The organism is Arthrobacter antibioticus (assembly GCF_030063205.1).
Lineage (GTDB): Bacteria > Actinomycetota > Actinomycetes > Actinomycetales > Micrococcaceae > Specibacter.
In genome coordinates this window covers 606,046-619,984 of sequence record NZ_JASISQ010000001.1, presented here as the reverse complement: position 1 = coordinate 619,984, position 13,939 = coordinate 606,046, and the positions used below count along the sequence as shown (strand labels likewise).

At 56.6% G+C, this 13,939-nt stretch carries 11 protein-coding genes and 1 tRNA gene; 4 read left to right on the top strand and 8 right to left on the bottom strand.

Going from position 1 to position 13,939, the window contains the following annotated elements; genetic code table 11:
* Nucleotides 1-44: 44 nt before the first annotated feature.
* The 6 genes from QMG40_RS02865 to orn all read right to left on the bottom strand — a co-directional run bounded on the left by QMG40_RS02865 (nt 45) and on the right by orn (nt 5,972).
* Nucleotides 45-1,655 (bottom strand): peptide chain release factor 3, encoded by a 1,611-nt coding sequence (locus QMG40_RS02865; RefSeq protein ID WP_283527698.1) that lies wholly within the window; start codon nt 1,653-1,655, stop codon nt 45-47.
* A 91-nt stretch (nt 1,656-1,746) separates the two neighbouring features.
* Complete coding sequence (locus tag QMG40_RS02860) at nt 1,747-2,601, bottom strand: acyltransferase domain-containing protein (protein ID WP_283527696.1); 855 nt, start codon at nt 2,599-2,601, stop codon at nt 1,747-1,749.
* A gap of 103 nt (nt 2,602-2,704) precedes the next feature.
* Nucleotides 2,705-4,150, bottom strand: coding sequence for a sugar porter family MFS transporter (locus tag QMG40_RS02855; protein WP_283527694.1), 1,446 nt, complete (start codon nt 4,148-4,150; stop codon nt 2,705-2,707).
* A 240-nt stretch (nt 4,151-4,390) separates the two neighbouring features.
* A complete protein-coding gene (def, locus tag QMG40_RS02850) occupies nt 4,391-4,963 on the bottom strand; it encodes a peptide deformylase (RefSeq protein WP_283527692.1) in 573 nt (190 codons plus the stop codon).
* 154 nt (nt 4,964-5,117) lie between these two features.
* Nucleotides 5,118-5,190: transfer RNA gene (locus QMG40_RS02845), tRNA-His, on the bottom strand.
* A 185-nt stretch (nt 5,191-5,375) separates the two neighbouring features.
* The gene (orn, locus tag QMG40_RS02840) at nt 5,376-5,972 is read right to left on the bottom strand and encodes an oligoribonuclease (protein WP_283527690.1); all 597 of its coding nucleotides are present in this window, start codon (nt 5,970-5,972) and stop codon (nt 5,376-5,378) included.
* Nucleotides 5,973-6,091: 119 nt separating this feature from the next.
* Here orn and mptB (QMG40_RS02835) point away from each other — a divergent pair, with 119 nt between their 5' ends.
* Entirely contained in the window at nt 6,092-7,591 is a 1,500-nt protein-coding gene (mptB, locus tag QMG40_RS02835; protein WP_283527688.1) for a polyprenol phosphomannose-dependent alpha 1,6 mannosyltransferase MptB, read from the top strand.
* Between the two features lie 64 nt (nt 7,592-7,655).
* On the opposite strand, the gene QMG40_RS02830 is transcribed toward mptB (QMG40_RS02835), so the two are convergent.
* Together QMG40_RS02830 and QMG40_RS02825 are read right to left on the bottom strand one after the other, a co-directional pair.
* Entirely contained in the window at nt 7,656-8,843 is a 1,188-nt protein-coding gene (locus QMG40_RS02830) for a glycosyltransferase 87 family protein (RefSeq protein WP_349361587.1), read from the bottom strand.
* A gap of 103 nt (nt 8,844-8,946) precedes the next feature.
* Entirely contained in the window at nt 8,947-10,251 is a 1,305-nt protein-coding gene (locus QMG40_RS02825) for a glycosyltransferase 87 family protein (protein ID WP_283527686.1), read from the bottom strand.
* 326 nt (nt 10,252-10,577) lie between these two features.
* On the opposite strand from QMG40_RS02825, the gene mptB (QMG40_RS02820) reads away from it, so the two are divergent.
* The 3 genes from mptB (QMG40_RS02820) to QMG40_RS02810 all read left to right on the top strand — a co-directional run bounded on the left by mptB (QMG40_RS02820) (nt 10,578) and on the right by QMG40_RS02810 (nt 13,938).
* Nucleotides 10,578-12,194: a polyprenol phosphomannose-dependent alpha 1,6 mannosyltransferase MptB gene (mptB, locus tag QMG40_RS02820; protein ID WP_283527684.1), complete on the top strand. Its 1,617-nt coding sequence runs from the start codon at nt 10,578-10,580 to the stop codon at nt 12,192-12,194.
* 298 nt (nt 12,195-12,492) lie between these two features.
* On the top strand, nt 12,493-13,416 hold the full coding sequence (locus tag QMG40_RS02815) for an oxygenase MpaB family protein (RefSeq protein WP_283527682.1): 924 nt from the start codon (nt 12,493-12,495) through the stop codon (nt 13,414-13,416).
* Between the two features lie 60 nt (nt 13,417-13,476).
* Complete coding sequence (locus QMG40_RS02810) at nt 13,477-13,938, top strand: DUF3817 domain-containing protein (RefSeq protein WP_283527680.1); 462 nt, start codon at nt 13,477-13,479, stop codon at nt 13,936-13,938.
* The last annotated feature ends 1 nt before the right edge of the window (nt 13,939 follow it).

Sequence of the window (13,939 nt, the reverse complement as noted above, 5' to 3'; positions counted from 1 at the left end):
GAATCTTGTTGTCAACGCCAGCTGCAGATAAAGCAGGCCAAGTGCTACTTCTGCATGGAAGTACCGATTTCTGCCAGTGAGAGGCCAGGGTGGTTCTTTTCCACCCTACGCATAGCCCAAATATCGTTGAATAGGGCCAAGAACTCCCCGTCGCTTCGCTCAAGTACCTCAGCTCCATGAACCGCGCTCAGCGTGGCTGTGGCCTCCTGCGTGGTCAATCTGGCGAGAGAATACGGCAAACGCTCCAAACGCATAGGAGCGTTGAAATCATGATGCATGCGGTCCTCGACAACTTCAAACTGCATGGGGCCAACAGCAGCGAGCACAGGTGCCTGATCGCCGCGTAAATCCGAGCGCAGCACCTGAATAACACCTTCGTGCTCCAGTTGTTCAATTCCCCGGCGGAACTGCTTGTACTTGCTGGGATCCTTGGATCGGGCCACCTGGAAGTGCTCCGGCGCGAACAGCGGAATGGCAGGGTATTCCACGCCTTCCTCAACGTAAAGGCTGTCGCCCACTCGCAAAGCTGAAGCATTTACCAGCCCCACTACATCACCAGGAAACGCGGTATCGATGACCTCTCGTTCGCGGCCAAACACTTGCTGTGCATACTTGGTGGCGAAGGACTTGCCTGTGCGTGACTGGGTAACAACCATGCCTCGTTCAAATATGCCAGAGCAGACGCGGACAAAAGCCACGTGGTCGCGGTGTGCCTGGTTCATGCCTGCCTGGACCTTGAACACAAAGCCGGAGAAAGGGGCTTCTACCGGGCGGGTGGTGCCGGAAATGTCGGCGCGCGCGGAAGCCGGAGGGGCAAAGTCCACCAGAGTGTCCAGGATTTGTTTGACCCCAAAGTTCAATGCTGCTGAGGAGAACAGCAGGGGAGTGGCTTTGCCAGCGTAGAACGCATCAAGGTCCAAAGGTGAATCGACATCAACAACCAGACTGGCTTCATCGGTGGACTCAACCCATGCTTCACCTTCGGATTCGGCTGCCTGCTCGGGCGTGAGGTACTGGGTCAAGGCGATGTGGGCGCCGGAGCTGTTGCGGGCAAACTTGGCAAACTCGTTGCGTCGGATATCCCACACGCCACGGAAGTCACCGGCAATGCCGATGGCCCACGTCAGTGGCATGGGGGTCAGCCCGGTGCGCTCGGTGATCTCATCCATCAATTCAAGGGGGTCAAGTCCTGGCCGGTCCCACTTGTTGATTACGGTGATGATGGGTAGATTGCGCTGACGGCACACCTCAAAGAGCTTCATGGTCTGAGTTTCCAAGCCCTTGCCAGCGTCAATGAGCATAACGGCGCAATCGACAGCAGCCAATACGCGGTAGGTGTCTTCTGAGAAGTCAGCGTGCCCGGGGGTGTCTAGCAAGTTAATGACAGTGTCGCGGTAGGAGAACTGAAGAGCTGCGGAGCTAATTGAAATCCCGCGGTCCTTCTCCATCTGTTGCCAGTCAGAGACTGTGTCCCGGCGGTTGGACTTGCCGTTAGTTGCCCCGGCGGTACCAATCACTTTGGCATGCAGCGCCAACGCTTCTGTCAGCGTTGACTTACCGGCATCCGGGTGGGAGATGACGGCAAAAGTTCTGCGACGCTGCGCCTGACCGGTAATTTCGGTGGCGCGGACGGGGGACTGGGCCGGAGAGGACACAAGACTACTTTCTAGCGGTGAAGAATTTTGTCAGGCAAAGACAGGACAGCAAATAATAAGTTTACCGCAGCATGGCGGCGTGTTGTTGGCATCATAACTCCAAGGTACCGAAGCCCAACTGCCAGGTGCCTCCGGCATCGATGCGCTCAAGAACAACCTTTTCTAACGTCGTGTTCCGTGGCAACGTGTGCAACTCTTCTAGAGTGCGGGTGCGGAAAGTGAAGTACACGGCATCCGTTGGTTCATTGCGAGGCTGCCCGTAGGGAGTGAAGCGGGCGGCGAATTTGGCAATATTGGAGCTTGGGTCAAGATGATCCCGCAGATAAGGATCCAGTAGCCAGGACTCACAGTTGGCTATTTTTACCGGCTGTGCGGGGAAGTGTTTGGCAAAGAAGCTGCCAGCCCATGCCAAACTTTCACGCACGTTCTCGGCAGCTAAGCCACCACCTTCTGGGATATGGATCCCCAGTATCCATTCTCCGCTGGAAACACCGGGGATGGGATTTGCTGGTTGGTGGATCAGATATTGGAGCCGACCAAGCTGATATATACGGCCCGAGAACACGTGGTTGAGCCATTTCCAGGTGTCCATGCCGAACCGGTTGTGGACTCTGCGATTGATGACCAAATTGCGACCAAAATCAGCCAAGGTGGCACGCGAAATGGCGTCGGGGATGGCCCGCCCCTGATGCCAAGCCAAAAGGTGAGGAACAAAACGCATCATGGCACTGAGCCAATCCTGCTCATTAACGGCCAGTTCTGCAGTACCAAGTTCAGGGACAGGCTCGTCGGCGCTGCCCAAACTGGCGGATAAATATGTCAGAACCCTGGATACTGGCGGGGTGGGGGGTCCCTCAATCAAAATTAAACAGCCACTGCGATCTTCTTCGGCGATGTCAAGGTAGGCAAGGACCAGGTTTGGGCTGAGGGTGGTTCGGGAAGTCATTTTCCCAGCCTACCGAACACCACCGCAGTTGAGGTTGGAGGTGATGACACCCCGTTCATTCCTCCGGGGTGTCATCACCTCCAACCTCAACCTAAAGAGGTGGTTATTTGGCGGCCTTGGGCTTCTTTACGAACAGGGTGTCCGCCTGCTCCAAGGACATGCCGTTGGTTTCCGGGATCTTGAACATCACAAAGAAGAACGATCCCACCGCGAACAATGCGTAGATTCCGTAGGTCAGCGGCAGTGAAGCCGAAGCCATGGAGGGGAACGTCAAGGTGATGATGAAGTTGGCAATCCACTGAGCTGCGGCTGCCAGCCCAAGCGCGCGGGCCCGGATGCGAGAAGGGAAGATCTCGCCCAGAAGGACCCAGACAAGCGGTCCCCACGAGGCGCCGAAACTAACCACAAAGATGTTGGCAGCAACCAGCGCTACAGGTCCCCAGGAGCCGGGCAAACTGATGTCGGAACCTGAGCCAGTGGCATTGGCAAAAGCCAGTGCCATGGTGCCCAAGGACAGTGCCATACCAATGGACCCTGTCAGCAGGATGGGACGCCTACCGATTCTGTCCACGAGAGCAATGGCGACGAGTGTCACAAGAATGTTCACGATCGCCGTTACCACCGAGATAGTCAGTGAATCCTTCTCCTGGAATCCCACCGCCTGCCACAGAGTTGTGGAGTAATAGAAGATGACGTTGATGCCCACAAATTGTTGGAGCATGGAGAGGATGATGCCAATCCACACCACGGGCATCAAACCAAAGCGTTTCCCACGCAGGGAACCTTTCTTAGCGGAAAGCGAATCTTCCTTAACAGCCTCTTTAATTTCGCGGATGCTGCGTTCGGTGTCCTCATGCGGGGCAATGGTTTTGAAAACCTTTGCGGCTTCCTCTTCTTTTCCTTGCAGTACAAGGAAGCGAGGGGATTCAGGCAGTACCAGAGCGATTAGGAAGTACGCCACGGCCGGAACTGCTGCGGCCAGGAACATCCAACGCCAAGCAGGCAAACCAAACCACAGCGTCTGGGCGGCGCCTCCGGCGGCATTTGCAAACAAAGCATCGGAAAGAAGTGCCGCAAAAATACCTGTCGTGATAGCCAGCTGCTGCAACGAAGCCAAACGTCCGCGGTGTTTGCGTGGTGAAATTTCGGAAATGTAGGCAGGAGCAATAACGGAGGCCAGCCCAATACCGAGACCGCCCACGAGCCGCCAGAAAATCAAGTCGTAGACGCTGAACGCGAAACCGGTACCCAAAGCACTGACGAAGAAGAGGAGGCCACCGAGCTTCATGGCCGGGATGCGCCCCTTGGCGTCCGCAATTTTTCCGGCCATGTAGGCGCCAACCGCGCAGCCCAAAAGAGCAACAGCTACGGCGAAGCCGGTCAGGGCGTCCCCTAGAACAAACTGGCCCTGGATGGCGTCTACCGCGCCGTTGACTACTGAGGAATCAAAGCCAAACAGGAATCCGCCTACGGCACCGGCCACTGCAAGGCCTATGACTTTGCGGGGAATCCCTGTCGGGGCTGGGTTGGTCGTGCTTGAGTCGGACATTGTTCCCCTTTGCGGCCACGTCGTAAAGAAAGAAGCGGCCGGAGTAAAAATTTACATACTTTCTGTATGCCCAAGCTACTCCATGCAGGCTGGCTCCGCAGTAATATTGCGCAGAAAACTCCACGTGAGAAACCACTCACAACATCGCATCGCCAGCATCATCGGAGCCGGAGCCGGAGCCGGAGCCGGAGTGGATTGGTGCTGGCGCGGAGTAGTGCCCGGAGCGGAGCCCGGAATGGATTAGTGCCCGAAAGGGTCCGGGTCAACCCCTGGCATCCAGGTCAGATGAGGCACGCCCCAACCGTTGCTCTTTGCGGAGCGCCTGGCTTTCTTGGAAAAACGTGCATTGAGCCTGTCAACGTAGAGCTTGCCGTCAAGGTGGTCATATTCATGCTGCATGCAACGGGCAAACCAACCCGTGGCTTCAAAATCCAAGGGGTTGCCATCTACATCGAATCCGCGCACACGCACCCACTCGGCTCGTTTGAGTGGAAAGTCAATGCCGGGTACTGACAGGCAGCCTTCAACTTCTTCTTCAGGATCCGGAGCGTTCCCAGAGATCTTACCCACTGTCAGCGTTGGATTCACCACAACCCCAAGGGAGGGGACGTCGTCGTCGTTCTCCATCTTGTAGGTGAAGATCCGCAGACCGACTCCTATTTGCGGTGCTGCCAGACCAACACCGTTGGCCGCCGCCATGGTTTCATACATATCTGCGACAAGGGATTTGAGGTCTTCGTCAAAGGTCTTAACCTCATCAGCGCGGCGGTGGAGAACGGGTTCACCCAAGATGGTCACGGGCAGGATGGTCATGACAGCTTCCTTTTCAGGCTGGAAATCAGATCAGATTTTACTATGTGGTTCAAAATTCGGGAGGTGCGGACACCGGGGCAACGCAAGGGAGAGAATGAAAAACACCCCGATCAATTGACCGGGGTGTTTCGTGATTCCTGTGAATCACACTCGGGGTGAGATACGGGGGTTGAACCCGCGACCTCCTGGACCACAACCAGGCGCTCTGCCAACTGAGCTAATCCCACCATGTCCGCCGAAGTGCAGAAATACATCTATTCGATGTCTTCCGCGCTTATGGCAACGACGACTAGTCTACCCGATCAAAAAGGTTGCCAAGACCAAAGCGGCTCTTTTTGACTTTTCTGTGAGTTAAATCGCATTTTGGCGGCGGAAATTGTGTTGTGAGAATTTTACAAGTTCACAAGGAGGGTTAGAGAGCCGCTGAAATGTTCTTGGCTGTGGCGGAATCCGGACCTGGAGCAGGGACAAATACTGCTTCCCTGTAGTACTTGAGTTCCTTGATACTGTCCATGATGTCGCCCAGCGCGCGGTGCCCACCAGTTTTTGCCGGTGATTGGAAGTAGGCGCGAGGGTACCAACGGCGGGAGAGCTCTTTAATGGTGGAGACGTCAATGACGCGGTAGTGCAGATGCTCCACGAGTTCGGGCATGTCACGGGCAAGGAACACTTTGTCAGTGCCAATGGAATTTCCGGCGAGGGGAGCCTTGTTGGCCACGGGGACGTGCTTGCGAATGTATGCGAGTACCTGTGCTTGGGCGTCCTCCATAGTGGTGCCGCCGGCCAGTTCCTCCAGCAGCTTCGAGGTGGTGTGCATGTTGCGGACAAAGTCACCCATCTGCGCCAAAGCCTCCTCGCTGGGCTTGATGACGACGTCAACACCCTCGCCCAAAATATTCAGTTCGGAGTCCGTCACGAGCGCTGCCACCTCAATCAAGGCGTCATTGACGGCATCCAAACCCGTCATCTCACAGTCAATCCACACAATGCGTTCATTAGTAATAGCCACCTCCCCAATGTACCGGAACTGCGCTGCCGTGGCCGCGTGCGGTAAAATCTACTCCAGCGGTTCCGATACCGCCCAATATTTTGTTGCAGGAAACTTACGACGACGGCTGGAGACTTGAGATGACAGCCTCGCCTGCCGTGGAGAACGATGTTGCCTTGCATCGATCGTGGATTGCCGTAGTGCAAGGATTCATTGGTTCTCTCATGATCACGGTCGGCTCTGTAGGGGTGGGCTGGATCGCAAACGGCTCCCCGATGATTCGCAATCCTCTGGTGATAGCAATGCGTACCGAGGGTGCCGGGGTCATTACCTCAACAATTTTACTGACTCTTGGCGCCATGGTCCTGCTGCGGTCTTGGCTGCGGCTCGGGCAGCGACTTTGCAAGTGGGGGCCGGGTTCGCTGCGTACCGTGGTGATTGCCATCATCGCTTGGGGAGCGCCACTTGTTCTAGCCGTCCCTATCTTCTCCCGCGACGTCTACGCCTATACAGGCCAAGGCCGGCTCATGGCAGAGGGACTGGACCCCTATACTTCAGGGATTTCATCCTTGAGTAACTGGTTCATGCTTGGCACGGATCCCTCATGGGCTGAGAACCGGACACCATACGGACCAGTTATCCTGTGGCTGAGCCGAGGCGTTGTTGCCCTGACCGGGGGGCAACCTGACTTTTCCGTCCTGCTCTTCCGCGTGATCGCCTGCGTGGGGGTGGCATTGTGTGTTCTCTATGTGCCTAAACTTGCACGCCTTCATGGCATCGACGGTGCCAGGGCACTGTGGATTTCTGTGGCGAATCCGTTATTTCTGCTCTCGTTTATCGCCAGTGCACACAACGATTCCCTGATGCTTGGCCTGGCGGTGGCAGGGACCTACTTCGCCGCTACCAAGCGGGGACTGCTGGGAGTTGTGCTTGTGACGGCTTCCATAGCCGTAAAACCAATCACGATTGTTCTGTTGCCATTCATTGGTTTGTTGTGGGCGGGGCAGGCTGCCGGTTGGGGAAGGCGCTTCCTCTACTGGGCCGGGACTGCCTCGTTGAGTCTGCTTCTCTTGTGGCTCATGGGTATTCCACAGAATTTGGGGTTGGGTTGGACTTGGGCACTCACTGATACCGTGCCCGGTTACACGGGTTATTCGCCCTCGGGCTTCGGTGGGCAGGTGGTAGAACTGGCCGCCAATACGGTGGGTCTTAACGGAGCGGTCATAGGAGATGGCTTCCGAACCGTGTTGAAAATTGCCAGCATTGGGATCGCGGCTTGGTTAGTGCTCTTTGGAGACCCGCGAAAGGCTGTCCGCCGGATGGGGCTGGCGTTTGCCGCCGTGGTACTTTTGGCCCCGATCATCCAACCTTGGTACATTTTGTGGTTCCTGCCGTTTCTAGCCGTGACAGGGATCCGTAATAACTGGCAAACGAAGGTTTGTTATGTGGTGATTGCGTTCTTCGTGGTGTTTGGTGCCCAAGACCAGCTTTTTGTATGGAATTTTGTGCAACTTCCGATCGATTCAGAGGTGCTTTCCATCACCGTTGCGTGGGTGGTGGTCATTTACCTACTGGTTGTGGATGTCCACACTCGTAGGCTGCTGTTCGCACGCGAGGCTGACTCGAAGCAGCTGGTGTGATGGTGAATCAGCCGGTCAAACTCGGTCCGTGCCTAGCATCAGGGCAGGACCCGCTCCGGGTTCGTTAGCTCGGCGGGTGGGGGATCGCGTTGCGGCCCAGCTCAACCGTGCGTTTGGCAGCCCAGAGTAAAAGTGTCACAAGCAGTACGTTCCGGCTTGTTAGCACCGCAGCCATGATGGGGTTTGCATGGATCAAGGGTGTGTAGAACAACGGATAAATAATGAATGTGGTGAACGCTATACCCATCAAAAGAGTGGCAGGAACCTTCCACCTGTCCCAATCGTGAACTAGTCCGGCCACCACAACAGGCAGCAGCCAGATGATGAACTGCGGTGAACCAACTTTGTTGAACACTATGAATGCCGTGACCATCAACAGTGATCCTTCAAGAAGTAGTTCGTGGCGCTGGGCACCTCGCCTTAGAGCCCAGATCATCACCACCGCACCGGTTAGGGCGGCCATGATCAACAGCGGCTGCATTAACCAGGCTGCAACTTCCGCTCCCGGGCCGTAAACCTCGGTGGAGTTAATGGCCAAATTGTCCGCGATTTTGGATCCGCCCACATTAAACACACTCATCCACACCCATGGGGTGGAGAAAGTGGCTTCCAACTGCATGCCTCTATCGCCCTGATTGATGGCAAAATCCAACAGGTGAGAACCAGCCCCGGTCAGTACGGCAAAGGCCGCCACCGCCACACTGACAAAAATGCCTGTCACCAACACCTGAACCCGTTTGGTGCTGGCAATGAGCAAGGGAGCAATAACGGCAGCCGGCCACACCTTGATCCACGTGGCTACGGAGAGGAGCAGCCCTGCGATAACAGGGCGCTGAACTGCGTACAGGAGGGCAACCAGAACAAATGAGGTGGTGATGCCTTCTACACGGGCAAAGCTGAGAAAGCCCATGAACATGGTGAAGAACAGCCAAAACCAGGCCGGTGCTATCCCGCTCCGGGACCGCGAGCCACGGGTCAAGAAATACAGGCCCACGGCGTTGAGAACTGTGATGATCAGCGTCCAGCCAAGGAGGTACAGCGAGGGGCCAAACACGTTGGCGGCAAAGATCGGCAGCTGTGCCAGTAGCGGGTACACCCACGGACTGATCGCATCACCTAAAACCTCTGGGTTATAGCCAAGAAGCGCCCACTGGCGGTACTGCTGGGTGTCACTGAAAGTATCGCCGTGGACAATGAAGCTCATCATCCAGAGCAGGAAGAAAAGATGAACGGCGGCGAATCCCCACCACACGCTAGCGAGTGTGCGGAACCATGCCAGTACCTGCGGGGAGATGAATCTTGTGCGGATAGTGATGGCCCGTTCCAAGACCCGGTCGGAGAAAGGAGCTGAAATGTCAGGGCTCCTTGGTCAGCGGGGACTCGGTAGCCCCGGCGGGACTAGCGGCCGCAGCAGAAGTAGCCCCGGCGGGGGCCGAGCTGGCCGCTAAGGAGGCAACGGCGTCGTGCCGAGGAATCAGTGAAGGGTTCTTGCCCATGAGGAAGAGTTGGCGCACACTCCACACAAACAAGACCACCAGCAGGAGGTTACGTAAGGTCAGAACGGCGGCCATGGCGGGGTTGTTGTGGGAGAGTGCGTCGTAAAAGAGTGGGTAGACAAGGAATGTCAGCACCGCGACGCCGATGAGCATGGTGGCGGGGACGCGCCAGGCCTTCCACTGATAGGACAGACCAACAGCCACCGCAGGTGCCAGCCACACCATGAACTGCGGCGAGCCCACCTTGTTGAACACCACAAAGGCTGTGACAAGTGCCAGGGAGCCAAAGAGCAGGAGCGCCGTGCGATCGGCCCCACCATTGCGCTTACCTGTATGCAGGGCCCAGAAAATCAGGGCCGCAACCAGTAGTGCGGCGGCGATAAGCAGCGGCTGCATCAAAAAGCTCATGAGCCCAGATCCCGGGCCATCGACCTGCATCGAGTTAATGTCCTGATTCATGTACATGCGCGCACCACCAAGCCCAAGCACACTCATCCAGAGCCAGGGCATGGTGAACGTTGCCTCGAGCTGCATGCCACGATCGCCTTGTTCGAGCAGAAAGTTCAGCAACTTGGGCAGCGCGTCCATGCCCAGCGCTAAGGCAACAACAACTGCTGTGACGAGTACCCCGGCCAGGACCACCTGGACGCGTTGCTTCACTACAGTGAAAAGGGCAAGTACGACGGCGGCCGGCCAGACTTTTGTCCACGTCGCGATACTCAGGATCAGCGAGGTCAGGAACGGGCTTGCCACACCGATTGACAGGGCGATCAGGACCACGGGGGCTGTTAACCCGTCAACGCGGGCAAAGCCAAGCCACGCTAACAAAGCAGTGAAACCAATCCACCATAGGGCTGCCGGAATAGCCTGAGAGTTTTTACCCCAGCGGGTGAGTTTGCCAATGGCCAAGGTGTTCAGGGCGGTGATCAGCAGGACCCAGATGAACAGGAACGGGCCCCCGCCAAAAAGGTACGCAACCGCCATGGGCAGGAGGGCAAGGATTGGGTAAACCCACGGGCTGGGGCCGGTTACAAGGTTTTCGTTGAAGTCCACCGATGCCCAGATGCGGTAAATGAAAGTGTCACTGAACGCCTCGCCCCGAAGCGAGAGCAGGCCCGCCAACAGCAAGAAAAGTATGTGAACGCCAGCAAAGACACTCCACATGCCGCGAGGTGTTTTTACCCAGTTTTGGATGCGGGCGGGAAGCAGCACGTCCCGGAATCGGGCGAGGGCGGCAAAAAAAGTATCCGTGGAGATGATGCTGTCCTTCTCAGGTATTGTTCCAGCTTGGGCCAGGCCAAGCCTCGATACGACACAGTGGGTTCTAGGTGATCCAATGAACGCTCTGGCTGAAGTGGGTAGAATGCCAAGGACGGAGTCCTTGGCATTCTACATATTAGCGCAGCAGTTTGCTGCGCCCCGGATCTGCCCGGCCATGTACACGCCAATCTGCCCTGCGTTCAGGGCGGCAAAAGTTCAGGAGTTAGTTGTTGACCAGTACGCGCGCGGCCCTGCCGGAGGTGAAGCACAAGTTGTTCAGTAAACTGCCTTTCCGTACTGGCACGGCTGCATCAGCCATGTGGCAGGGATTTGCCGGTTCACTGCTGTTGCTCTTGGGATCCTTTGGAGTTGGCTGGTTGGCCAGCAGTTCGGTACTGATTCGCAACCCGTTGTTCATCCTGGCCCGAACAACACCTGTGGCCGTTATCACCACCACCGTGATGTTGTGCGTGGGGGCGGCATTGATGCTGCGGGCGTGGGTGAGGCTGCGCCAGCACTTGGCCGGCTGGGACGATGACTGCGGCCCTGTCCTGAAAAAGGCGTTGAGCTTGTGGGTGGCACCAATGATGCTTGCCCTGCCTTTATTCAGCCGTGACTCATACGCCTATATTGGTCAGGGCCGGCTCATGCAGCAGGGCCTTGACCCTTATACAAACGGTATTTCAGCGCTGAACAACTATTTTTCACTTGGTCCCGACACGCTGTGGACGGAGGCACCCACCCCCTATGGGCCGCTCTGGCTCTGGCTTGAGCACCTGGCGGTGATATTGCCGGCCAGTAGCCCTGAGATAGCGTTGATTCCATTCCGTCTGGCCAGTTTGGCGGGCGTTATCTTACTGGCAGTCTATGTGCCCAAACTGGCTGCACGCCATGGTTTCAACCCCCACCGCGCACTGTGGCTGACTGTGTTGAACCCGGTGGTTTTGATCAATTTTGTGGCTAGTGTGCACAACGATTCACTGATGCTGGGGCTTGTGGTTGCCGGCATTTACTACGCCTCGGCCAAACGGCCCATAGTGGGTATCTTGTTTGTCACGGCTTCTATTGCCATCAAACCCATCACCTTGATTGCCCTCCCATTCGTGGGGCTGCTGTGGGCAGGCTATCAGGCCGGTTGGGTGCGCAAGTTTGGTATTTGGGCTGCAACGCTGGGCATTTCAACAGCCATTATGGCGGCTATGGGTGCAATCAATGGGTTTGGTTTCGGCTGGCTTGCCGCCTTGCAAACTCCGGGCACCGTGTGGATTTGGTATGCACCTGTGGGCTTGTTCTCCAACGCAATTGGTTTTGTGGTCATGGTTCTCGGCGGTGCGGGTGCTGCAGTGACTGATGTTATTCAAACCATTGGTCAGCTCACCTCCATCCTGATTGTGATGGCGCTGGCGTTTTTGAAGCTCACACTGCCACCGCAGTCACCGCAGTCGCCGCAGTCACCGACGAAAAATGGTGCCATATTTCTTGATCAATCCCAGCGCTACAGCCAGGCGGTGCTCCGGCGCATGGCCTGGGCGTTCGCAGCCGTGGTCCTGCTGGCGCCAATGATCCAACCCTGGTACATGCTGTGGCTGTTGGCCTTCTTCGCTGTCACCGGCATTCCCGAAGGCTGGCAGACCCGTTTAACGCTGTACCTGAGCGCATTCTTTACCTTGATTGCCCTCACTGACCAACTAAGTGTTTTTCCCTGGATTCCCGTGGTGTTGATCAGAACCATAGCCATCGCATTGGGTCTTATCTGCATCCTGTACGTGATGTTCTTTGATAAAAAAACACGCGGACAGTTTCTGCGCCCACGCCAGCTCGCATCGTTTCCAACCACGGCACCGTAAACCACTCACCCGGGAAGCCGCGTAAGCGTTTGCCTAAACACGCACCAACCGTAAGGAAAAAACACGTGGACAACACCTTTGATTCGGTGTTGGGCGCGCCGTCACTGGGGAACCGGAGGCTGCCATGCTGGCCTCAATGGCGTTGAAATGGCGTTGGCGAGCACGTACGGAAACCGCCGAACAAGATACGGCCAAGCTCAACTTTTGATAGCTCTTAGCGCGGACTCTGAGCGTGATGGGGGAAGTTCCAAGTTGAGGCAGCTGTGCATTTGTGCTTGCAAGGGCTCAGAATAGAATCATGGAGAACATAGTATCCCGGTGGCAACGTGAGCTGCGTGGAACCTTCGCCAATAATTCGCTCACCATCCCGCAATGGCAGGTGGACCTGGAAAAGGGCGACGACGGAGGCTACTTTGGGCCCGGATCGGCAGTCTGGGCGGTGCACGGCTCCATGACGACTACTGTGGCAGGGATCCAAGCACTTTTGATCCAGGCGTTGCACCCTGGCGCGCTTGCGGGAGTGCACGATCACTCAAATTACCGCACAGACCCGTTGGGCAGGTTGGCCGGAACTATCCGCTGGATCTTCACCGTCAGCTACGGTGATACTGCTACGGCGCAGAAGGCTTCGGCAAAGGTCTTGCGCATCCACGAGCACATCCATGGCACATACACCACCAACAACGGAGACGAGCGCCCCTATACTGCCAACAACCCGGAATTGCTGCGCTGGGTGCATTTGGCTTTTACACAGGCATTTTTGGGTACACACCAAGCGTATGGGGAACCAATACCGGACGGCGCTGATGCGTACGTGGGCGACTGGGCCGTGGCAGGAGCCCTCATGCGGGTTCTCCAGCCTCCTGTTACCGTCCAAGAGTTACAGTCACAATTGGCTGGATTCACCCCGGAGCTTCGTTACGACCATCGGGTGAAAGAAATTGTTACCTTCATCAAGAACCCGCCGTTGCCGCGTTCGCAGCAGGGCGGCTACAAGATTCTCTTTGCCGCAGCCGTGGCGTCACTTCCGGAAGAATACCGTGAACTGCTGCGATTAAACCCACCCCGCCTGGGCCAGCTGGCCCTGCCAATGACTGTGCCTACCAAGGCAGTGCTTGGGGTAGTGGGCTGGAGTTTGGGCCCCATATCACCAAGTGAGTCTGCGGCCAGGAGGCGCAGGAGCCGATTGGGCATGGGGGAAATTCCCAAATTACCTCGCTAAGCTGTTTATGGCTTTATCGCCTTGCACCTGCCCCACCTACTCAAGGACCGCAACCAGCACATGACACCACGTATTTTCTACCGCACATTGGCCATCGCCGAAGCGGTCACCTGGACACTGTTGATCGCAGGAATGATTTTGAAATATGCGGTGGGTGTTGGTGACTGGCCTGTCAAAGTGGGTGGTTTTGCGCACGGCTTGGTGTTCATTGGCTATGTGACCGCCGCCGTGTTGGTAGGCCTGAACCAGCGCTGGCCCAAACGCCTCATTGTGGGAGCGGGTGCCACAGCCTTTGTCCCGTACTTGACCATCCCGTTTGATAGGTGGCTTGAGCGAAAGAATATGCTTGAGGGGAACTGGCGCACCAGCGTCACTGATCACCCACATGACGGACATTGGGTTCAAGTCCTTCTGCGCTGGATGCTTAACCGTCCAGTGTTGCTGGGGGTCATCTTTGTGGTTTTTGTTGGCGGCATCATGTCCACGATGTTGTTCATTGGCCCGCCCGGGGGGCGTGCTTAGA